Below are 20,837 nucleotides of genomic sequence, written 5' to 3'. Positions count from 1 at the left end.
CGGCAGCGCTCAGCGCACCTCGACCAGGCGGGCGAAGGCCACGACATTGCCCGCGTAGCCGTCCTGCTCGGAGAATCCGCCGCCGCAGGTGATGACCCGCAGTTCGGCCGCGCCCTTGGACGCGTAGACCCGGTCGCCGGGGAAGTTGTTCTTCTCGAACACCTCGACGCCGTAGATCTCGAACACGGCGGTCTTCCCGTCCTGCCGGGCGACCTCGACGCGGTTCCCCTTCTTCAGCGCCCCGAGCCCGTAGAACACGGCGGGGCCCTGCTGGTTGTCGACATGGCCCACGACGACCGCCGTGCCCTTCTCCCCGGGCGTGACGGCACCGGTGAACCAGCCGGCCAGGTTCGGGTCCTCGGGCGGCGGCGCGCCCACCCAGCCGTCCGCGTCCAGGCCCACGGGAATGATCGGCGCGTCGACCTGGATGGCCGGGATCCGGACCCGGTCCGGAAGGGCGTAGGGCAGCGGCCGTACGGTCCCGGCGAAGGTGGCGGCGGGCACCCGGCTGTCCGCCGCGGCGGCCGTGGCCGGCTGCGGCGGGCCCTCGTCGAACTCCCCCGAACCATTCCGAATGAGCGCGAGGCCGGTCAGCAGAACCAGCGCTATCACGCCCCACGGGGCGCGCTTCTTCCGCCGCGCCTCCTCTTCCGCCTCGGCCAGTTCGGACGCAGACATTCGCCTTCCCCTCTCGACCCGGCCGTCGCCGTGTCATTCGCGCATATCAGCACGTTAAGTGCCATGCGGGAAAGCGGCGACGGGGCAGGAGCGAACGGGTGGCCCGGGGCTGTGCGGGGCGGCCCGGGACCCTGAGGTGCGCCATCCGAGTTGCCGCCGTGAGGAAATTTCCGACCGTGCGTGACCTGCGGCGATAACCCATTGCGCGGTTTTCCCGCGCTGCCCTCTCTCACCAGGACGGACCATTCCCGAAATGCGGGTGCGGACAAGGCAACTGACTGTCTTCCTGGGAGGCGCTTTCTCGCCGATCGACCGGGGACGGGTCCCGGGGCGTCTTCCGCGGAGGTTCACATGCCTAACACTCGTGCCCTGGCGGTCGCCGGTGCGGCCGTCGCCGCCCTCGGCCTCTCCGCCCCCGCGGCCGTCGCGTGGGACACACCCAGCAACATCGTCGCCCTGCCGAGCGTCATCGCCCGTGGCGGCCAGCTGACCATCACGGTCGACGGCTGCCGCCACGGTGGCACGGCGACCTCCGCCGCGTTCACCATGCCGGCGAAGCTCTCGCCCGTCTCCGGCCCCAAGGAGACGGCGAGGGGCACCGCCACCATCAGGGCCAACGCCCGCCCGGGGCCGTACGACATCACGGTCACGTGCAACGGCAAGAGCCTGACCAAGCCACAGGCCTTCACCGTCATCGGCGGTGTCCGCGGCGGCATCGGCGGCGGCAGCACCACCGGCGCGACCCCGACCGACATGGCCATCGGGGGCGGTCTCGTGGCCGCTGCGCTCGTCGGCGGTGGCGTGTTCTGGATGCGCCGGCGGGCCGAACGGCGCATCTGACGCTCCCCGGGCTTCTTGCGCCCCGGCCTTCTTACGAGCGGTCGCCTCGCACCTGAACGGTGTGCGCCCCGGGGTTCCCTCGCGCGGGGAACCCCGGGGCGCACACCTGCGGACGTGCGTCTTCAGCCGGCGTCCTCGTCGGGGCGGCGGCGCGAGAAGTGGTAGGCGGCGCCGAGGGAACCGGCGATGAGCGCGGCCCCGAGGCCGATCTCCTTGAGGTCGAGGCCGGCGAAGGTGCCGCCCTCACCGGCGTGCACGCCCTTGGGGTGACGGTGGTGGTGCGTCGGCCGGCCGCCGGCGATGGTCAGACGCGCGGTGCCGCTCGACTCGTCACAGACGAACTCCACGTCGTAGACGGCGCCGGGCTTGGCGTCCCAGTCGACCACGGCCGTCGCCGACGACTTCCCCGGCGGGATGGTGACCACGTCGAAGACCGCCGAGGAGACGGCCGCCTCGCCCCGGCACGCCTCGTTGCGCTCCACGCGCAGGGTGACCCGGCCGCCCGCCGCGACGGTGGAGGGCTCGACGGCGAAACCGAAGTCGGTCGCGATCGCCGCGTCGGCGGCGGGCACGCAGGAGGTGAGGGCGCCGGCGCCCAGCAGTACGGCCGAAGCGACGCATATCGCGCGCATGATGGATCCTCCGGGTCCCCGAGGAGCAGCCGCGGACCTGTTCCGCTCACATCACACCTGCACCTCGATGCCCGAAACGCTAGGAACGGGCCCGCGGTGGCGCGATCGGAGTAGCGCAAACGGGGTACGGGGGTGGCCCGCCCAGGGGACGGCGACGGTGGGTCGCGCGCCCCCCGGCAGGGATCCGTGGTGGGGGCACCGTCAGTCCTCGACACCCGGGAAGAGGTTCAGGAAGGGGTCCGCCGAGGCCGTCACGCCCCGGCTGTAGGGCGAGTCGAAGTCCCAGATCAGGAACAGCAGGAAGGCGATCAGGGCCGAGAACAGCCCGGCGAGGACCAGTTCGCGTGTCGTTCTGCGGATCTGCAGCGCGAAGATCATCCCGATGGTGACGACGGCCCCGGCGATCAGCCCGAACCACACCACGCCCGGCATGGTCTCCCCGGTCGACTCCGCCCGGGCGATCCGCGCCTGGCTCGCCGCGGTCACCTGGTCGAGGAGCGGCTGGTAGGCCTGGGCCTGGAAGTCCGTCCTCGGCTCGTAGTCGGTGACGTCCGCGCGGACCCGCTCGAAGAGCTCGCCGCCGCGCTCGGTGACCCGGCCCGAGTCGGCCATGGTGTCCCACTCGGTGGTGACCACGTGGCTGACGTACGCGTGGATGTCGTCCCGGATGCGGTCGCGTTCCTCGGCCGGGTAGACCCGAACCCGCTCCGAGATCTCGTGCAGCGCGGTCGCCTCGGCCTGGACGTGGTCCTGGGCGGCGCTGCGCCCCTCCCAGACACCGGCGATCGCCAGGCCCAGGACGATGGCGTACACGACACCGATCCACATCGTCATGTACTCGATGACGTCCGGAGTCTCGCTGGGGTCCTCGTCCTCGGGCGCCCTGCGGTGCCGAACGAGGGTGATGACGACCACCACGGCGCAGGCGGCCAGCATCGCGAGGGTGAGAACAAGCCATTCCGGCAAGAGGTGCCTCCAGAGCTTCCAGGGATCAGCGCGCCCGCAGCGCGGCGACGGCGACTACCGCGGGCACCGTGACGAGCAGGACGAAGGTGAGCGGCGACAGCGTGTTGTTCGACGGCCGTGGCCGTGGCGCGGCCCGGTAGCGCGGGTAGTGCACGGGCTTCGCGGACGGACGCGGGGTGGGACTGGCCGACGGTTTCGGGGCCGGTGCCGGTGCCGGCGGAGGGGGCGGGGGAGGAGTGGGCCGCGGAGTCGGCCGGGGTGCGGGCACCGCCGGGCGTGGAGCGGGCGGAGGAGGAGGCTCCGGTTCAGCGGTGGGCGGCGGTTTCGGGGGCGGGGGCTTGGGTGAGGGCGGTGGCGGGTCCGGGCTCGGCGTCGGCGTCGGGCTCGGGGTGGGGGTCGGTTTCGGCGGAGGGGGTTTCGGGGTGGGCGTGGGGGTGGGCGTCGGTGTGGGTGTCGGGCACGGCGGCTTGGTCGGCCAGGTCTTGCTCCCGGCGACCGCCACCGCCTTGGTGCCGTCCGGCCCCGTCGAGGCGTACGCGCAGGAGTCGGCCACCGCCCCTCCGGCCGGTGCGCCGACGAGCGCCCAGGTCAGCGTCGCCACCGCCAAGGCCCGTGCGGCGAGGGCGGGTTGAGTCGAGAGGGGTCCATACACGACGAAGATCATGAGCCCTGTGCCGCCCAGGCGGGCCGCAGCGCAAGGGGATTGCCCCGAAAGAGGGATGTTCCGGGGGTGCCGGTTTGATCCGGCGTCACGCGTGGGGCGGCCGGTCCGCACGGGCGTGCGGCGGCTGTCACAGGCTCCGGAAAGAAATTTGGCCGGACGTTGAACACAAACGCCGCCCCCATGCGTACTCATGGCCGTGCGGCGGCGCAGCAGGGCGCTGCAACACCCTTGCGAATATGGGGAGTTGACGATGAAGACCTCCTGGCGGAGCGCCTCACTCGTGGCGAGCGCCGCGGCGGTCCTGGCGCTGACGACGGCGTGCGGTCAGGACAGCCCACCGGCGGCCAGCCAGAACGTGGGCGCCACGGCCGCGCCCGGGGACTACGGAAGCATCGGCTCGGGCACCGGGAACGGTGTCGGCGGCACCGCCAGCAGCCCGCCGGCCGCGCCGAGCCCCACCGGCCTGTCCAACCCCGCGGGCAAGCTGTCCGTCTCCACCGCCGAGATCGGCAAGGTGGTCACCGACAGCCTCGGCCTCACCCTGTACCGGTTCGACCAGGACACCGAGCAGCCGCCCAAGTCGAACTGCGACGGCGACTGCGCCAAGACCTGGCCGCCGGTCCCCGCGGACGACGCCGAGGCCGGCGAGGGCATCGACAAGGCGCTGCTCGGCTCGGTCACCCGGGCCGACGGCACCAAGCAGCTCACCGTCGGCGGCTGGCCGGCCTACCGCTACGCCAAGGACGTCAACGCCGGTGACGTCAAGGGCCAGGGCGTGGGCGGCAAGTGGTACGCGCTCGCCCCCGACGGGAAGAAGGTGCAGGAGGGCGCGGGCGGCGTGGGTGCCGCCGGCGAGGCCGAGGAACTGGGGCTGTCGACCCGTAACGACCCCAAGCTCGGCGAGATCGTCGTCGACAAGAACGGCATGACGGTCTACCGGTTCAAGAAGGACAAGGCGTGGCCCAAGCCCGTCTCCAACTGCACCGGAGCCTGCCTGGAGAAGTGGCCGCTCGTGGAGCCCGTCGACTTCGCCGACACCAAGGGCATCCAGGAGAAGGGCTACATGATCTTCGACCGGACCGACGGCAAGGGCAAGCAGCAGACGATCAACTGCTCGCCGATCTACACCTTCGCCGGCGACAAGGCTCCCGGTGACACCAACGGCCAGGGCGTCGGCGGCACCTGGTTCGCCGTCCGGCCCGACGGCAAGCTGGTCGGCGCGTCGGAATAACAAGAGCGACCTCCCCAGGGTTCATCTCGTCACCCGACGACGCCGACCCGGTCCGCCCCTCCGTGCTCACGGAGGGGCGGACCGTTTTGCCGTGCTTCACCTGAACTCATCGAATTCCTGGCACTCTCCCCCTTCCGGACCGGAACTCTCCGGAATGCCTCGGACACTGTTCGTCATATGTTCGAAGGGCATGCGGACGGGTATCAATTCGGCACGTGCCGCAGGCAGTGACCGGGAACGGACGGTCAATTTCCGTTTCGGGTCGCTCCATTGGCGGGCGATCAGTAGCCTCTGCTCGAACACCGGATCGCCTACGCCTTGGAGAGATAGATGGAGCGTCCCGCCTGGGCCCCACGGAGCATCGACATCTCGGTGCCCAGCGTTTCCCGGATGTACGACTACTACCTGGGCGGATCGCACAACTTCGAGGTCGACCGGGAAGCGGCCCGCAGGGCCATGGAGTTCATGCCGGGACTCCCCAAGATCATGCAGGCGAACCGGGCGTTCATGCGCCGCGCCGTGCGCTACGCGGCCGACCAGGGCATCACCCAGTTCCTGGACATCGGCTCCGGCATACCCACCTTCGGCAACGTCCACGAAGTCGCCCAGGCCGCCCGCCCCGGCGCGCGCGTCGTCTACGTCGACCACGACCCGGTGGCCGTGGCGCACAGCCAGGCGGTCCTGGAGGGCAACGAGGACGCGGCCATCGTCGCCGCGGACCTGCGCAAGCCCCAGGAGATCCTGCGCAGCCCCGAGGTGGAGCGGCTGATCGACCTGAATCAGCCAGTGGCGCTGCTCCTCGTTGCCATACTGCACTTCGTGGAAGACGAGGACGACCCGTACGGGGCGGTGGCCGAACTGCGCGAGGCGCTCGCGCCCGGCAGCCTGCTCGTGCTCACCCACGCCTCCTACGAGGGGATCCCGCTGCCGCAGGAGCGGGCCGGGGGTGCGGTGGACGTGTACGAGGACATCCGCAACCCGCTGATCATGCGCTCGCGCGAGGAGATCGCGCGGTTCTTCGAGGGGTACGACATGGTGGAACCCGGACTGGTGGCGATGCCGCGCTGGCGGCCCGACACCGCACCGGAGGACGAGGATCCGTATGCGTTCTCCGGGTTCGCGGGCGTGGGGCGTACGGCGTGATCGCGGAACCGGACGGGCCGGAGGACAGACTCCGTCGGTTCGCGACGATCTGGAGCCGGGCGGTCTTCCCGGTGACCTCGACGTCGTCGACCCGCCCGGAGTTCGAGGCGCACCTGCTGCCGCTGGCCCGGCGGTTGAGCGAGGCTCTGCTGGCCCGGGCCTTCGACGCCGACGCGGGCAAGGCGGTCGGCGCCGCCCTCGTGGACGCGCACTGCACCGACCCCGAGGCACTCAGCCGCACGCTGGACTGCGTGGACGCCTACCTCGTCCTGTACTGCGGGAACGACGGCGACCAGGAGGACCTGCGGGCCCGGTGCGCGCGCCTGCAGCACGCGATGGCCGCCGGCTTCGCACGGGCGCTGCGCGAGCGGACCCTGGCCGAGCAGGAGGCCATCGCGCAGGCCGCGCTCCAGGCACAGGGGGTGGTCGCGCAGGCCCTGCACGCGAGCGAGGCCCGTTTCCGCGCCGTCTTCGAGGGCGCGGCCATAGGCATCGGCATGGCCGACCTGGACGGCAACATCCTCCAGGTCAACGGGGCGCTGCTGCGCATGTTCGGAGTCTCCGAGCAGACCCTGCGCAGCCGCAACGTCATGGAGTGGACGCACCCCGACGACGCGCCCCAGACCTGGCGGCTCTACGAGGAACTCGTCCGCGGCGAGCGGGAGCACTACCACCTGGAGAAGGCGTTCTACCGCCCGGACGGAACGGTCCTGTGGACCAACCTGACGGTCTCCCTCCTCCGGGACGCCGACGGCAACCCGCAGTACCAGCTCGCCCTCATGGAGGACACCACCGAGCGGCGGCTGCTCAACCTGCGCCTGCGCTACGAGGCCACGCACGACGCCCTCACCGGCCTGCCGAACCGCACCTTCTTCTTCGAGCGCCTGGAGAAGGCACTGGGCGCGGGCGAGGGACAGCGGTTCGGGCTGTGCTACCTCGACCTGGACGGCTTCAAGACCGTCAACGACAGCCTCGGCCACGCGGCCGGCGACCGGCTGCTCGTGGAGGTCGCCGACCGGCTCCAGTCCTGCGCCACCGCGCCGGGCGAGATGGTGGCCCGGCTCGGCGGCGACGAGTTCGTGGCCCTGACCACCGGCCCCGACACCCAGCGCGAGGTCGACGAACTCGCCGCCCGCATCATGAACGCGCTGCTCGCGCCGATCAGCGTCGACGGCCGCGAGCTGACCGTGCGCGGCAGCATCGGCATCGTCGAGGGCCCGGCCGGGGAGCGCAGCCCCGCCGAGGTGCTGCGCAGCGCCGACATCACCATGTACCGGGCCAAGTCGGCGGGCGGCAACCGCTTCGAGCTGGCCGACCCGGAGGCGGACGCCCGCGCCATCACCCGGCACGGACTCACCACCGCGCTGCCGACGGCGCTGGAGCGGGGCGAGTTCTTCATCGAGTACCAGCCGCTGGTGCATCTCGGCGACGGCAGCGTCCGGGGCGCCGAGGCCCTGGTGCGCTGGCTGCACCCGCAGCACGGCGTGCTCGGCCCGGACCGGTTCATCCCGCTCGCCGAGCACACGGGGCTGATCGTGCCGCTGGGCCGCTGGGTCCTGGAGCAGTCGGTGCGGCAGGCCCGCGAGTGGCGGGAACTGCACGGCGGTGCGGAGGCGGTGGGCCCGCTGCGGATCAACGTCAACCTCTCGCCCTGCCAGCTGACCCACCCGGGCCTGGTCCAGGACACCGTCGACATCCTGGAACGCACGGGCATCGAACCGGACGCGCTCTGCCTGGAGGTCACGGAGTCGGCCCTGATCGGCGCGGACGACGACCTGCTGAAGCCGCTGCGCCGACTGGCGGAGATGGGCGTCGACATCGCCCTGGACGACTTCGGCACGGGCTACTCCAACCTCGCCAACCTGCGTCGCCTGCCGGTCAGCATCCTGAAGCTCGACCGCTCCTTCACCCAGAGCATGCAGCAGTTCCCTGCCGACCCCGTCGACCTCAAGATCGTCGAGGGGATCGTCTCGCTGGCCCACAGCCTGGACCTCGCGGTCACGGTGGAGGGCGTGGAGACCGGGGCGCAGGCCGAGCAGCTGCGGATACTGGGCTGCGACACGGCACAGGGCTGGTACTACGCCCGCCCCGGCCCGCCGGAGCGGCTGCACGAGCTGGCGCTGGTCGACGCGACGGGCTGAGCGGACGGGCGGCGGTCCCGGTGGTCGGCCCCGGGACCGCTTCCCACGATCGAGGCCGCCCGGGACATCGACGGCGAACGGGCCGGCATCCCACCGGAGCGGATCCGGTCGGCCGCCGCCGCACGCCGTGCGGGAGCGGCCAGGACCGGGTGACGGGCGGGAGCCGCTGTCACCGCGCCGCGCGGAGCGCCGCCCCCGCGGAGGCGACGTCCAGGTCCACGACGACCTCCTCGCCCTCCCAGCGGCCGCGTTCACTGATCGCGAGGCCGATCAGCGCCAGCTCGGCGGCACCGTCCCGCAGCGCGTACTGCTCCGGCGTCTCCGCGCCGGGCGCGCCCTCCTCCGTGCGCTCCCAGGCCGCCACCGCCGCCTCGGCCGGCTCGCGCGGCACCCGCACCACGACCCGGCCCGCCTGCCGGTCGACGCAGGCCCCGATGGCGGCCAGCACCTTCATGTCGTCCCGATACCGGACGTACTGCTCATCACCCATGGGTCGAGGTTAGGCGCGGGCTGCTGCCGGGCGCAGGGAATATCCGCAGGTGCCCCGGGCGGTGGGTCACCGCTCCAGCAGCATCCGCTGCAACTCCCTCGCCGCCCGCGGCGGCGCCACATCGCTGCGGTGGGCCAGGGCGATCGTGCGGTGCAGGCCGGGCCGCGCCAGGGGAGTCACCCGCAGTCCGCGCCCCGACCGCGCGGCCACCATCCGCGGGACGACGGCGACACCCAGTCCCGCCCGTACGAAGCCCAGCACCGCGTCCATCTCGCCGCCCTCCACCGCGAAGTCCGGCTCGAACCCCTCCGCCCGGCACGCCGCCACGGTCAGTTCCCGCAGGTCGTAGCCGTGCCGGAACATCACAAGCCGCTCGCCCTCCAGATCGGCGACGCGCACGGTCCGCCGCCCCTGCCCGGGCCTCGGCGCGTCCGGGGAGGAGACCACGACCAGGTCCTCGCGCAGCAGCTCCACCGTCGTCAGGGCGGGGGAGGGCGACGGCAGCGGCAGCACCACCAGCGCCAGGTCCAGCGCGCCACGGGCCAGTTCCCGCACCAGGTCGTGGGAGCCGCCCTCCTCGATCAGCAGCCGGATCCCCGGGTAGCGGTCGTGGAAGGCGCGCAGCACGTCCGGCAGCAGACCCGTGCACAGACTCGGCGTCGCCCCCAGCCGCACCCGCCCCCTCCGCAGCTGCACCAGCTCCAGCACCTCGTGCCGCGCCGTGTCCGCGTCGGCCAGGATGCGCCGGGCCAGGGGCAGCAGCGCCTCCCCGGCGTCCGTGAGCGTGATGTTGCCGCGCGCCCGCAGGAACAGGTCGGCCCCCAACTCCCTTTCCAGCGCCTTGATCTGCTGCGACAGCGATGGCTGCGCGACATGGACCAGATCGGCGGCCCGGGTGAAGTGCCGGGTCTCGGCGACGGCCACGAAGTACTGGAGCTGCTGGAACTGCATCCTCTTACCATAGCCAGGGCCTATGGAATCAAGCCATACCATGTCTTGGACCGATCGGCCGCGGGTCCGTAGCGTGCTGTGCCATGGCTCTGGCAACGCGGACGGACCGACGGCCGTCCATGGCACGCACCGTGTGGGACTCCACCGTCGGCAAGAAGACCGTGATGGCGGTCAGCGGTCTGATCATGCTGCTGTACCTGGTCGTCCACATGATCGGGAACCTGAAGATCTTCTTCGGGGCCGGCGAGTTCGACCACTACGCCCACTGGCTGCGCACCGTCGGCGAGCCCTTCATGCACTACGAGTGGACGCTCTGGCTGGTCCGCGTCGCGCTCGTGGTGGCCGTGGTCGCGCACGCGGTCTCCGCGTACCAGCTCAGCCGCCGCGACATCAGGGCGCGGCCCAGCAAGTACATGCACAAGAAGCCACGGGCCTCCTACGCCACCCGCACCATGCGCTGGGGCGGGATCATCCTCGGGCTGTTCATCGTCTGGCACGTCCTCGACCTGACGACGGGCTCCGTGCACCCGGGCTTCCGGCCCGGCCACCCGTATCAGAACGTCGTGGACACCTTCTCCACCTGGTACGGCAACGTCATCTACATCGTCGCGATGCTCGCCCTCGGGCTGCACGTCCGGCACGGGTTCTGGAGCGCCGCCCAGACCCTCGGCGTCGGCAGCCGGCGGCGTGACCGCACCCTGAAGACCGTCGCCGACGTCCTCGCGCTGCTGCTCACGGCCGGTTTCATCGCCGTACCCGTGGGCGTCATGACCGGAGTGGTGAGCTGACATGACCTCTTACGCCGACTACGCGACCGGTGAGCCGGTCGTCGACACCAAGGCACCGTCCGGGCCGATCAACGAGCGCTGGGACAAGCGCCGCTTCGAGGCCAAGCTGGTGAACCCCGCCAACCGGCGCAAGCACACCGTGATCGTCGTCGGCACCGGCCTCGCCGGCGGCTCCGCCGGTGCCACCCTCGCCGAACAGGGCTACCACGTCGTCCAGTTCTGCTACCAGGACTCTCCGCGCCGCGCCCATTCCATCGCCGCGCAGGGCGGCATCAACGCGGCGAAGAACTACCGCAACGACGGCGACTCCATCCACCGGCTGTTCTACGACACCGTCAAGGGCGGCGACTTCCGCGCCCGCGAGTCCAACGTGCACCGGCTCGCGCAGATCTCCGTCGAGATCATCGACCAGTGCGTGGCCCAGGGCGTGCCGTTCGCCCGGGAGTACGGCGGCCTGCTCGACACCCGGTCGTTCGGCGGTGTACAGGTGTCGCGCACCTTCTACGCCCGCGGCCAGACGGGACAGCAGCTCCTCCTCGGCGCCTACCAGGCACTCAGCCGGCAGATCGCCGCCGGGAACATCGAGATGCACCCGCGGACCGAGATGCTCGACCTGATCGTCGTCGACGGACGGGCGCGCGGCATCGTCGCCCGGGACCTCGTCACAGGGAAGATCGACACGTACTTCGCGGACGCCGTCGTGCTCGCCTCCGGCGGCTACGGCAACGTCTTCTACCTGTCGACGAACGCCATGAACTCCAACGCCACCGCCGTCTGGCGGGCCCACCGGCGCGGCGCGTACTTCGCCAACCCCTGCTTCACACAGATCCACCCGACGTGCATCCCGCGCACCGGCGACCACCAGTCCAAGCTGACGCTGATGAGCGAGTCGCTGCGCAACGACGGCCGGATCTGGGTGCCGAAGGCGAAGGGCGACACCCGGCCCCCGAACGAGATCCCCGAGAACGAGCGCGACTACTACCTGGAGCGCATCTACCCCTCCTTCGGCAACCTCGTGCCGCGCGACATCGCCTCCCGGGCCGCGAAGAACGTCTGCGACGAGGGACGGGGCGTCGGTCCCGGCGGCCAGGGCGTGTACCTGGACTTCGCCGACGCGATCCGGAGGATGGGCCGCAAGGCCGTCGAGGCCAAGTACGGCAACCTCTTCGACATGTACCAGCGGATCACCGACGAGGATCCGTACGAGGTGCCGATGCGGATCTACCCCGCCGTGCACTACACGATGGGCGGCCTGTGGGTCGACTACGACCTCCAGACCACCGTCCCCGGCCTGTTCGCCATCGGCGAGGCCAACTTCTCCGACCACGGCGCCAACCGGCTCGGCGCCTCCGCGCTGATGCAGGGCCTGGCCGACGGCTACTTCGTCCTCCCGGCCACCATCAACGACTACCTCGCGCGCAACCCGCACCACGACGAGGTGACCGACGAACACCCCGTCGTCCAGGGGGTGCTGGCCGAGACGCAGGACCGGCTCAACCTGCTGCTGTCCGTCGACGGCGACCGCACACCCGACTCCTTCCACCGCGAGGTCGGCGAACTCATGTGGGAGTTCTGCGGCATGGCCCGCACCGACTCGGGGCTGCGCAAGGCCCTGGAGCGCATCCCGCAGATCCGCGAGGAGTTCTGGCGGCGCATCAAGGTGCCCGGCACCGGCGAGGAGTTCAACCAGGCGCTGGAGAAGGCCAACCGCATCGTCGACTACCTGGAGCTCGCCGAGCTGATGTGCCTCGACGCCCTGCACCGCTCCGAGTCCTGCGGCGGCCACTTCCGCGAGGAATCGCAGACACCCGACGGCGAAGCCGCCCGCAAGGACGACGAGTTCTCCTACGCGGCCGCCTGGGAGTTCACCGGCACCGGCGAGGCCCCCGTCCTGCACAGGGAAGACCTGGTCTTCGAGTACGTCCACCCCACCCAGCGGAGCTACGCATGAAGCTCACCCTGCGCGTCTGGCGGCAGAAGAACGCCGACGCCGACGGCACGATGTCCACGTACGAGGTGGACGGGATCTCCGAGGACATGTCGTTCCTGGAGATGCTCGACACCCTCAACGAGGAACTCATCCTCAAGGGCGAGGACCCGGTCGCCTTCGACCACGACTGCCGCGAGGGCATCTGCGGCGCCTGCTCGCTCGTGATCAACGGGGACGCGCACGGGCCGGAGCGGACGACCACCTGCCAACTGCACATGCGGTCCTTCAAGGACGGCGACACGATCGACGTGGAGCCGTGGCGGGCGTCCGCCTTCCCGGTGATCAAGGATCTGGTGGTGGACCGGTCGGCGTTCGACCGGATCATCCAGGCCGGCGGCTACATCACCGCGCCGACGGGCGCGGCCCCCGAGGCCCACGCCACGCCGGTGCCGAAGCCGGACGCCGACTTCGCGTTCGAGCACGCCGAGTGCATCGGGTGCGGGGCGTGTGTGGCGGCCTGCCCGAACGGGGCGGCGATGCTGTTCACGTCCGCCAAGATCAACCATCTGAACGTGCTGCCGCAGGGGGCGCCGGAGCGGGAGACGCGGGTGCTGGACATGGTGGAGCAGATGGATGAGGAGGGATTCGGGGGGTGCACGCTGACGGGTGAGTGTGCCACGGCTTGTCCCAAGGGGATTCCGCTCATGTCCATTACCAGCATGAACAAGGAGTGGTTGCGGGCTACTCGCAGGGTGGGCAGGCGGTAGTTGCCGGGTGCGGGCCGACTGTGGCTTGTCGCGCAGTTCCCCGCGCCCCTGAAGGGGCGTGGCCCCTCTGGCATTCAGCATTCTGGCACCCGCTCTCCTGGTACTGGTCATGCGGTGGTCAGGCGGCATGGGCACAACAGGGGGCGGCGGCACCGCTCGCCGCCACCGGCCCGTGACCAGGAGAAGCCATGACCGGCGTACTGACCGTCGACCGCCCCGCCCAGCCCACGGCCCCCACCCGCTACACCGTCACCCTCGCCCGGAACGAGGAGGACGTGCGTGCCGCCCAGCGGCTGCGGCACGACGTCTTCGCCGGGGAGATGGGTGCCCTGCTCACCGGCTCGCAGCCCGGGCTGGACGTGGACCCGTTCGACGCGTACTGCGACCACCTGCTCGTACGTGAGGAGACGACCGGCCAGGTCGTCGGCACCTACCGGCTGCTGCCGCCGGAGCGCGCGGCGGTCGCCGGGCGGCTGTACTCCGAGGGCGAGTTCGATCTGACCTCCCTCGCCGGGATCCGGCCGGAACTCGTCGAAGTCGGCCGCTCCTGCGTGCACCCCGACCACCGCGACGGCGCGGTCATCAGCCTCATCTGGGCCGGCATCGCCCGCTACATGGTCGACCGCGGCCACGAGTGGCTCGCCGGCTGCTGCTCCGTCCCGCTCGCCGACGGCGGTACCCTCGCCTCCGCCACCTGGGAGCGGGTGAGCGCCAAGCACCTCTCGCCCGAGGAGTACCGCGTCCGGCCCCTGCTGCCGTGGACGCCGGGCCCCGCTCCCGCCGCCCGCGTCGAACTGCCCGCCCTGCTCCGCGGCTACCTGCGCCTGGGCGCCTGGGTGTGCGGCGAACCGGCCCACGACCCGGACTTCGGCGTCGCCGACCTGTACGTGCTGCTGCCGATGAGCCGGGTCAACCCGCGGTACCTGCGGCACTTCCTCTCCCTCGTGCCGGCCTGATGAGCGTCTGGCTGCCCACCGCGCCCTGCACGCCCCGGGCCTGTGTCGAGGCGCCGGCCGCGGTGCCCGCGCGGGCCGTGCCGCGCGCCGTGCTGCGGCTCACGGGAGTCGTGCTGTTGCTCCTCGCCGGGATCGCGCTGTCGCCGTTCGGCGCCCGGATACCGGCGTCCCTGGTCCGGCGGTGGTGCCGGTGGATCGTGCGGGCCGCGGGGGTCCGGGTCCGCGTCACCGGCGCCGCCGCCCCCACCGGCGGACTGCTGCTGGTCGCCAACCACATCTCCTGGCTGGACATCCCGTTGCTCGCCGCCGTGCGTCCCGCCCGCATGCTGGCCAAGACCGAGGTGCGGCGGTGGCCCGTCGCCGGGCCGCTGGCCGCGCGCGGCGGCACCCTGTTCATCGAACGGGACCGGCTGCGGGCCCTCCCGGACACCGTCGCCCGGATCGCCGGGGCCCTGCGCGCGGGCGCCGCGGTCGCCGCCTTCCCCGAGGGCAGCACCTGGTGCGGCCGTGCCCAGGGCACCTTCCGCCGGGCCGTCTTCCAGGCCGCCCTGGACGCCGGCGTGCCGGTCCAGCCGGTGCGCATCGGCTACCGGCTCGACGGCGGAGCGCCCACCACGGCCCCCGCGTACGTCGGCGACGACACGCTGCTCGCCTCCCTGTGGCGGGTGGCGACGGCCCGCGGCCTGGTCGCGGAGGTCGAGGTACGGGACGCGATCCCGCCGGGCGGCCACCCCGACCGCCGCTCCCTCGCGCGCGCCGCGCAGGCGCCGGAGACGGCCGCGCCGGCCTGGACGCACACGGTGCTCGTGGCGTAGGGCGGGCTCAGCGGGTCCCGGACAACGTGCGCGCGAGATAGGGCGCCGTCCGGCTCTCCGCCGAGCGCGCCACCTGTGCCGGCCGGCCCGCCGCCACGATCCGCCCGCCCGCGTCGCCGCCGCCGGGCCCGAGGTCGATCACCCAGTCGGCGCCCGCGACGACGGACATGTCGTGCTCGACGACGACGACGGTGTGCCCGGCGTCGACGAGGCCGTGCAACTGGCGCATCAGGACGTCGACGTCGGCCGGGTGGAGGCCGGTCGTCGGCTCGTCGAGGAGGTAGAGCGTGTGGCCGCGCCGACCGCGCTGGAGTTCGCTCGCCAGCTTGATGCGCTGGGCCTCGCCGCCGGACAGCTCGGTCGCCGGCTGGCCGAGGCGCAGATAGCCCAGGCCCACGTCGAGCAGGGTGGCGAGGCTGCGGGCGACGGCCGGGGTGTCGGCGAAGAACTCCGCCGCGCTCTCCACCGTCAGGTCCAGCACCTGCGCGATGTTCCGCCCCTGGTACGTCACCTCCAGCGTCGCGGGGTTGTAGCGGGCCCCGCCGCAGTCCGGGCAGGGCGCGTACGTGCTGGGCAGGAACAGCAGCTCCACGCTGACGAATCCCTCGCCCTGGCAGGTCTCGCAGCGCCCTCCCGCCACGTTGAAGGAGAACCGGCCGACGCCGAAGCCGCGTGCACGGGCTCCGTCGGTCGCCGCGAACACCTTGCGCACGACGTCGAACAGGCCGGTGTAGGTGGCGAGGTTCGAGCGCGGCGTGCGGCCGATGGGCCTCTGGTCGACCGAGACCAGCCGGCCGACTCCCGCCGTGTCCTGCGTGATCTCGCCGATGAGCGTGGACTTGCCGGAGCCGGACACGCCGGTGACCGCGGTGAACGCGCCGAGCGGGAACGCGGCGGTCACGTCCCGCAGGTTGTGCCGGGTGACGGGGCCCGTCATCAGCCAGCCGCGCGGCTCGCGGGTCTGGCGGGCCGGGGCGGGGGAGCCGTCGAACAGGTAGCGGGCCGTGGCGGACTCCCCGACGGCGGCCAGGCCGGCCACCGGGCCGCTGTGCAGGACCCGCCCGCCGTGCTCGCCCGCCCGCGGGCCCACGTCCACCACCCAGTCGGCGCCGCGTACGACGTCCAGGTGGTGTTCCACGACGAACACCGAGTTCCCGGCCGTCTTCAGCCGCTCCAGCACGGTGAGCAGCGCCTCGGTGTCCGCCGGGTGGAGCCCGGCCGACGGCTCGTCGAGGACGTAGACGACCCCGAAGAGGCCGGAGCGCAGCTGGGTGGCGAGGCGCAGGCGTTGCAGTTCGCCCGCGGAGAGGGTGGGGGTGGGCCGGTCGAGGCTGAGGTAGCCGAGGCCCAGTTCCACGACGGGGGCGATCCGGGAGGTGAGGTCGTCGGTCAGGACCCGGGCGGTCCGCGACCTCGCGTCGAGGGACGCGGCCAGCACCGCCAGCGGCAGCGCGGCCAGCTCGGCGATGGTCCGCCCGCCGAACGTCACCGCCAGCGCCTCGGGACGCAGCCGGCTGCCGCCGCACGCCGGGCAGGGCGCGCTGGTGAGGAACCGTTCGGCCTTCGCCCGCAGGGTCGCGCTCCTGGAGTCCGAGAAGGTCTTCGTCACATACCGGCGGGCGCTCATGTACGTGCCCTGGTACGGCCGTTGGACGCGGTCGGCGTCCCGGACCGGGTGCACGGTGACCACCGGCTGCTCGTCCGTGAACAGGATCCACTCGCGTTGTTCGGCGGGCAGCTCCCGCCACGGCCGGTCCACGTCGTACCCGAGCGCGTCGAGGACGTCCCGCAGGTTCTTGCCCTGCCAGGCGCCCGGCCAGGCGGCGATCGCGCCCTCGCGGATCGACAGCGAGGGGTCGGGGACCAGCGACTCCTCGGTCGTACCGTGCACCTGCCCGAGCCCGTGGCACTCCGGGCAGGCACCGGCCGCCGTGTTGGGCGAGAAGGCGTCGGAGTCGAGCCGCTCGGCGCCGGGCGGGTAGGTGCCGGCCCGGGAGAACAGCATGCGCAGGGAGTTGGAGAGGTTGGTGACGGTGCCGACGGAGGAGCGCGAGGTGGGCGCCGCGCGGCGCTGCTGGAGCGAGACGGCCGGCGGCAGACCGGTGATCTCCCCGACCTTCGGCGCTCCGACCTGGTGGATCAGGCGGCGCGCGTACGGCGCGACCGACTCGAAGTAGCGCCGTTGCGCCTCCGCGTAGATCGTGCCGAACGCCAGCGACGACTTGCCCGAGCCGGACACGCCGGTGAACACGGCCAGCACGTCCCGGGGGATGTCGACGTCCACGCCCTGGAGGTTGTGCTCGCGGGCTCCTCTGACGCGGACGTACGGGTCGTGGGGGCGGTGGGGGGCGTGCATGGGAAACGACTCTAACCGGAGGTGATCGCGGCCAGTCGCCGGTAGGAGTCGAGGAGCGCCTCGCGGTCGTAGGTGCTGGTGGTGACCAGGACCTCCTGTGCCCCCGTCTCCTTCAGCACCGTCTCCAGCTCGTGCGCGACCTGTTCCTCGGTGCCGGCGATGTGCCCGGTGAGCCCGGACTCGTAGAAGCCGCGCTCCTTCGGGGTCAGGGTGAGTGACTCGACGCGCTCGGCGGGCGGCAGGGGCGGGAAGGTGCCGTGGGTGCGGGAGTGCGCCATGGACCAGGCCTCGGGGACCAGCAACCGCCGGGCCTCCTCGGGGCTTGCGGCCACGGCGACCGTGCCGGAGACGACGACGTACGGTTCCGGCGCCCAGGGCGAGGGCCGGAAGTGCTCGCGGTAGTGGTCGATGCCGCGGCGCATCTTCTCCCGGTTCCTGAGGTCGCCGATGACCATGGGCAGGCCCGCGCGGGCCGCGATGCCGGCGCCCTCGCCCATGGCCAGGACGAACGGCGGCACGGTCAGCCCCTCGGCCGGGCGGGCGTGCACTCCCGTGGGGGAGGTGCCGCGGAACCAGCCGAGCAGCTCCCGCAGCTGGGCCTCGAAGTCCTCGGCGTCGCCCTTGCCGCGGCCCAGGGCCCTGCGCACGCCGTCCGTGAAGCCGACCGAGCGGCCGAGGCCCATGTCGATCCGGCCGGGAAACAGCGACTCCAGCACCCCGAACTGTTCCGCCACGACCAGCGGCCGGTGATTGGGCAGCATCACCCCGCCGGTGCCGACCCGGATCGTCCGGGTCGCGGCGGCGACGGCGGCCGCCAGCACGGTCGGCGTGGAACCGGCGACCCCGGGCACCCCGTGGTGCTCCGAGACCCACAGGCGGTGGTAGCCGAGCCGCTCCAGCTCCTGCGCGAGCGAGACGGTGTCGCGCAGGGCCTCGGGGTGCGTGTGGCCCTCGCGGGTGCGGGAGCGGTCGAGGACGGAGAAGCGGGTCGAGGCGATCAGGGAGCTCACACGGGGTTCAACGCCTGGGGCGCAGCGGCATTCCCGGCTGCGGTGTCGCCTAGCCCTCGGGGCGCAGGAGGCCGCGTTCGTAGGCCTTGACCAGGTGCTGGGGCACCAGGTGGCGGACGCCGTCGATCGTGACCGGCACCAGGGTCGGCGTGGCGGCCTTCCACTGGGCGCGGCGGTGACGGGTGTTGCTGCGGGACATCTTCCGCTTCGGGACGGCCATGGGATTCCTCCTCGGTGCACAACCACGGACGGGCACCGAGGACGCTACATGAAAATGGATCCCATTAACAATCAGCGTCCGCGGTGCCTGCCCGGCCGTTCCGCAGGAGTGCCTCAGTCGTCGGCGCCCACGAGCATCCGCACCTCGAACTCCTCGTGCGTGCCCGCCTCTTCAGCCGGCCCCTTGTCCAGCACCGTGCCGAGCCAGCCCAGGAGGAAGCCGACGGGGATGGAGACGATGCCGGGGTTCTGCAGCGGGAACCAGGCGAAGTCGGCCTCGGGGTAGAACGAGGCGGGGGCGGAGGAGACGACGGGGGAGAACACGGCGAGCAGCACGGAGCAGAGCAGGCCGCCGTAGAGGCTGAGCAGGGCGCCCTTCGCCGAGAAACGCCGCCAGAAGAGGGTGTAGATGATCGTCGGCAGGATGGCGGACGCCGCGATGGCGAAGGCGAGGAAGGCGAGCGTCGCCGTGTTCGCCCCCCAGGCGACGAGGGCGAGCAGCATGCCGAGGATGCCGATGACCGCCCCGGACAGCCGCGCGACGGTCAGCTCCTCCGTCTCGCTGGCCCGGCCCTTGCGGATCACCTCGCTGTACAGGTCGTGTGCCAGGGAGGAGGCCGCCGCCAGGGTGAGGCCCACCGCCACGGCGAGCAGCGTCAGATACGCCAGGCAGGTCAGCAGCGCGGTGAGGACACTGCCGCCGAGCTCGTGCGCGAGCAGCAGGACGGAGGCGTTGCCGGTGCGGTCCGTGTCCAGGATGGTGTCCCGGCCCAGCAGCGCGGTGGCGCCGAGACCGAGGATGCCGGCCCCGAAGCAGACCGCGCCGACCAGCCCGATGGCCCACAGCACCGAGGAGCGCAGCACACTGCTGCTGCGCGGGGCCAGCAGCCGCATCAGCACGTGCGGGAGGGCCGCGAGCCCGAGGACGATGGCCAGTTCGAGACTGAGGAAGTCCAGCTTGTTGCTGACGGTGCCGCCGTAGCGCAACCCGGGTTCGAGGAAGGTCACACCGGTACCGCTGCGTTCGGCCGCCCGCTCCAGGAGGGCGTTGGGGTTCCAGTCGAAGCGGTGCAGCACCCAGCCCGCGGTGAACAGCACGCCCACGATCAGCATCACGGCCTTGATGATCTGGATGACCGTCGCGCCGGGCATCCCGCCGAGGGAGGCGTACAGGATCACGAAAGTGCCGATCACGACGACGCACAGGGTGCGGGTGGTGCCGCTCGGCACGCCGGTGAACTGCGTCAGGAGGGCCACGCTGCCCACCAGTTGGGCCACCAGGTAGAGCGTCGTGATGGCCAGGATGCACACCGCCAGGGCGACCCGCACCGGCCGCTGCTGCCGGGGCAGGCGCAGCGCCACCGTGTCGCCGAGCGTGAACTTTCCCGTGCGGTGCAGGGGTTCGGCGATCAGCAGCAGCACCATCATCCAGGCGACGGTGGTGCCGCCGAGGTACATCAGTCCGTCGTACCCGGTCAGGGCGACCAGCCCGGTGCTGCCCAGGAGGGTGGCGGCGGACAGGTAGTCGCCGCACATGGCGAGGCCGTTGCGCAACGGGGACATCGCGCGGTTGCCGAGGTAGAACTCGCTGATCTCGTCGCGCTGGGGGGCCGTCAGCAGGGCCGTGAACAGGGTGATCACGACCACGGTCAGGAACAGCACGAACGTCAGCTGCAGGCTGCTGTCGTCGATGGCGGCGGCGGTCACCACGTGCGGAACCCCCTCGTGCCCTGCCGGAGGGGCTGCCCGGGCTGCCCGGCGCCTTGGGGCGGTGCGGCGGCGCGGGCGCGGCGGTTCTCGTTCTCGTGCAGCCGCGACCGCAGGCCGCGGGCGAGCGGATCGACCCGGGTGCGCATGTGCCGCACGTAGCACCAGGCGGTCACGCCCATGATGGCGAACTGCCCGAGCCCCAGGGCGAGCCCGATCGTGAGGTGGCCGAACAGCGGCTGGTTCATCACCGCGGGGACGAAACTCGACAGCAGCACATACAGCAGGAATCCGCCGACGGACAAGATCGTCGCCCGAGTGCCGAACCGGCGCTGCGCGCGGCGCAACGAGTGAAATTCGGGATGGTCGGATATGCCGGACGGCGGAGTATGTTCGATGTGCGGGAGCGGGAATGTAGGAGTGTCATCCCGCCGCGGTGGAAATTCGGGCACAGGCGCACCTTCTTCGCTGCTTCGTGCCCCGCACTCGACCCCGTCGAGTCAGTGGCGCGTCCGGCTTTCGGGCAGGGTGGAGGGGTGCCGGACGCGCTGAG

Annotated in this window: 22 protein-coding genes; 10 read left to right on the top strand and 12 right to left on the bottom strand. The window is 72.0% G+C overall.

The annotated features are described in order from the left end of the window. Positions 1 to 9: 9 nt before the first annotated feature. Positions 10 to 678, bottom strand: a complete 669-nt coding sequence (locus ACSUPV_RS04235; RefSeq protein ID WP_031120103.1) for a class F sortase — start codon at positions 676 to 678, stop codon at positions 10 to 12. A 351-nt stretch (positions 679 to 1,029) separates the two neighbouring features. Here ACSUPV_RS04235 and ACSUPV_RS04230 point away from each other — a divergent pair, with 351 nt between their 5' ends. Continuing rightward, positions 1,030 to 1,518 (top strand): hypothetical protein, encoded by a 489-nt coding sequence (locus tag ACSUPV_RS04230; RefSeq protein WP_031120102.1) that lies wholly within the window; start codon positions 1,030 to 1,032, stop codon positions 1,516 to 1,518. A gap of 122 nt (positions 1,519 to 1,640) precedes the next feature. On the opposite strand, the gene ACSUPV_RS04225 is transcribed toward ACSUPV_RS04230, so the two are convergent. The 4 genes from ACSUPV_RS04225 to ACSUPV_RS04210 all read right to left on the bottom strand — a co-directional run bounded on the left by ACSUPV_RS04225 (position 1,641) and on the right by ACSUPV_RS04210 (position 3,577). Next, positions 1,641 to 2,150, bottom strand: coding sequence for a hypothetical protein (locus ACSUPV_RS04225; RefSeq protein WP_031120101.1), 510 nt, complete (start codon positions 2,148 to 2,150; stop codon positions 1,641 to 1,643). A 201-nt stretch (positions 2,151 to 2,351) separates the two neighbouring features. Continuing rightward, a complete protein-coding gene (locus ACSUPV_RS04220) occupies positions 2,352 to 3,116 on the bottom strand; it encodes a hypothetical protein (protein ID WP_382616734.1) in 765 nt (254 codons plus the stop codon). Between the two features lie 25 nt (positions 3,117 to 3,141). Further along, entirely contained in the window at positions 3,142 to 3,270 is a 129-nt protein-coding gene (locus tag ACSUPV_RS04215) for a hypothetical protein (protein WP_037764767.1), read from the bottom strand. Between the two features lie 151 nt (positions 3,271 to 3,421). After that, entirely contained in the window at positions 3,422 to 3,577 is a 156-nt protein-coding gene (locus ACSUPV_RS04210) for a hypothetical protein (RefSeq protein WP_382616735.1), read from the bottom strand. Positions 3,578 to 3,598: 21 nt separating this feature from the next. Here ACSUPV_RS04210 and ACSUPV_RS04205 point away from each other — a divergent pair, with 21 nt between their 5' ends. The 4 genes from ACSUPV_RS04205 (at position 3,599) to ACSUPV_RS04190 (ending at position 8,295) form a co-directional block, all read left to right on the top strand. Then, a complete protein-coding gene (locus ACSUPV_RS04205; RefSeq protein WP_359787797.1) occupies positions 3,599 to 3,748 on the top strand; it encodes a hypothetical protein in 150 nt (49 codons plus the stop codon). Between the two features lie 282 nt (positions 3,749 to 4,030). Continuing rightward, positions 4,031 to 5,011: an SCO0930 family lipoprotein gene (locus ACSUPV_RS04200; protein ID WP_037764760.1), complete on the top strand. Its 981-nt coding sequence runs from the start codon at positions 4,031 to 4,033 to the stop codon at positions 5,009 to 5,011. Positions 5,012 to 5,341: 330 nt separating this feature from the next. Further along, complete coding sequence (locus ACSUPV_RS04195) at positions 5,342 to 6,154, top strand: SAM-dependent methyltransferase (protein WP_031120097.1); 813 nt, start codon at positions 5,342 to 5,344, stop codon at positions 6,152 to 6,154. Further along, a complete protein-coding gene (locus tag ACSUPV_RS04190; RefSeq protein ID WP_031120096.1) occupies positions 6,151 to 8,295 on the top strand; it encodes a putative bifunctional diguanylate cyclase/phosphodiesterase in 2,145 nt (714 codons plus the stop codon). The genes ACSUPV_RS04195 and ACSUPV_RS04190 overlap by 4 nt, the downstream gene beginning before the upstream one ends. A 169-nt stretch (positions 8,296 to 8,464) precedes the next feature. Here the strand turns inward: ACSUPV_RS04190 and ACSUPV_RS04185 are convergent, their stop codons facing one another. Continuing rightward, entirely contained in the window at positions 8,465 to 8,785 is a 321-nt protein-coding gene (locus tag ACSUPV_RS04185; RefSeq protein ID WP_037764752.1) for a hypothetical protein, read from the bottom strand. A 66-nt stretch (positions 8,786 to 8,851) separates the two neighbouring features. Next, positions 8,852 to 9,736 carry a LysR family transcriptional regulator gene (locus tag ACSUPV_RS04180; RefSeq protein WP_031120094.1) on the bottom strand — a complete coding sequence of 295 codons (885 nt, stop codon included), beginning with the start codon at positions 9,734 to 9,736 and terminating at the stop codon, positions 8,852 to 8,854. A gap of 119 nt (positions 9,737 to 9,855) precedes the next feature. On the opposite strand from ACSUPV_RS04180, the gene ACSUPV_RS04175 reads away from it, so the two are divergent. The 5 genes from ACSUPV_RS04175 to ACSUPV_RS04155 all read left to right on the top strand — a co-directional run bounded on the left by ACSUPV_RS04175 (position 9,856) and on the right by ACSUPV_RS04155 (position 14,992). Next, the gene (locus ACSUPV_RS04175) at positions 9,856 to 10,524 is read left to right on the top strand and encodes a succinate dehydrogenase (RefSeq protein ID WP_359787803.1); all 669 of its coding nucleotides are present in this window, start codon (positions 9,856 to 9,858) and stop codon (positions 10,522 to 10,524) included. Between the two features lies 1 nt (position 10,525). Continuing rightward, positions 10,526 to 12,475 carry a fumarate reductase/succinate dehydrogenase flavoprotein subunit gene (locus ACSUPV_RS04170; protein ID WP_382616741.1) on the top strand — a complete coding sequence of 650 codons (1,950 nt, stop codon included), beginning with the start codon at positions 10,526 to 10,528 and terminating at the stop codon, positions 12,473 to 12,475. Next, a complete protein-coding gene (locus ACSUPV_RS04165) occupies positions 12,472 to 13,221 on the top strand; it encodes a succinate dehydrogenase/fumarate reductase iron-sulfur subunit (protein WP_031120091.1) in 750 nt (249 codons plus the stop codon). Before ACSUPV_RS04170 ends, ACSUPV_RS04165 begins: the two co-directional genes overlap by 4 nt. A 188-nt stretch (positions 13,222 to 13,409) precedes the next feature. Beyond that, positions 13,410 to 14,177, top strand: coding sequence for a GNAT family N-acetyltransferase (locus tag ACSUPV_RS04160; protein WP_037764745.1), 768 nt, complete (start codon positions 13,410 to 13,412; stop codon positions 14,175 to 14,177). Next, on the top strand, positions 14,177 to 14,992 hold the full coding sequence (locus ACSUPV_RS04155; protein ID WP_382616747.1) for a lysophospholipid acyltransferase family protein: 816 nt from the start codon (positions 14,177 to 14,179) through the stop codon (positions 14,990 to 14,992). The genes ACSUPV_RS04160 and ACSUPV_RS04155 overlap by 1 nt, the downstream gene beginning before the upstream one ends. A 7-nt stretch (positions 14,993 to 14,999) precedes the next feature. Here the strand turns inward: ACSUPV_RS04155 and ACSUPV_RS04150 are convergent, their stop codons facing one another. The 5 genes from ACSUPV_RS04150 to ACSUPV_RS04130 form a co-directional block, all read right to left on the bottom strand. Further along, complete coding sequence (locus ACSUPV_RS04150) at positions 15,000 to 17,348, bottom strand: ATP-binding cassette domain-containing protein (RefSeq protein ID WP_436946940.1); 2,349 nt, start codon at positions 17,346 to 17,348, stop codon at positions 15,000 to 15,002. 11 nt (positions 17,349 to 17,359) lie between these two features. After that, the gene (locus tag ACSUPV_RS04145; protein ID WP_436946939.1) at positions 17,360 to 18,358 is read right to left on the bottom strand and encodes an LLM class flavin-dependent oxidoreductase; all 999 of its coding nucleotides are present in this window, start codon (positions 18,356 to 18,358) and stop codon (positions 17,360 to 17,362) included. A gap of 49 nt (positions 18,359 to 18,407) precedes the next feature. Further along, on the bottom strand, positions 18,408 to 18,578 hold the full coding sequence (gene rpmF / locus ACSUPV_RS04140) for a 50S ribosomal protein L32 (RefSeq protein ID WP_031120085.1): 171 nt from the start codon (positions 18,576 to 18,578) through the stop codon (positions 18,408 to 18,410). Positions 18,579 to 18,691: 113 nt separating this feature from the next. Further along, entirely contained in the window at positions 18,692 to 20,287 is a 1,596-nt protein-coding gene (locus ACSUPV_RS04135; RefSeq protein ID WP_037764737.1) for a cation acetate symporter, read from the bottom strand. Next, positions 20,281 to 20,658 (bottom strand): DUF485 domain-containing protein, encoded by a 378-nt coding sequence (locus ACSUPV_RS04130; RefSeq protein ID WP_436949871.1) that lies wholly within the window; start codon positions 20,656 to 20,658, stop codon positions 20,281 to 20,283. Before ACSUPV_RS04130 ends, ACSUPV_RS04135 begins: the two co-directional genes overlap by 7 nt. Positions 20,659 to 20,837: the final 179 nt, after the last annotated feature.

This window comes from Streptomyces sp. SudanB52_2052, assembly GCF_964272415.1.
Classification (GTDB): Bacteria; Actinomycetota; Actinomycetes; order Streptomycetales; family Streptomycetaceae; genus Streptomyces; species Streptomyces olindensis.
The sequence above is the reverse complement of the archived record's forward strand: the minus strand, read 5'-3'. Positions and strand labels throughout refer to the sequence as shown.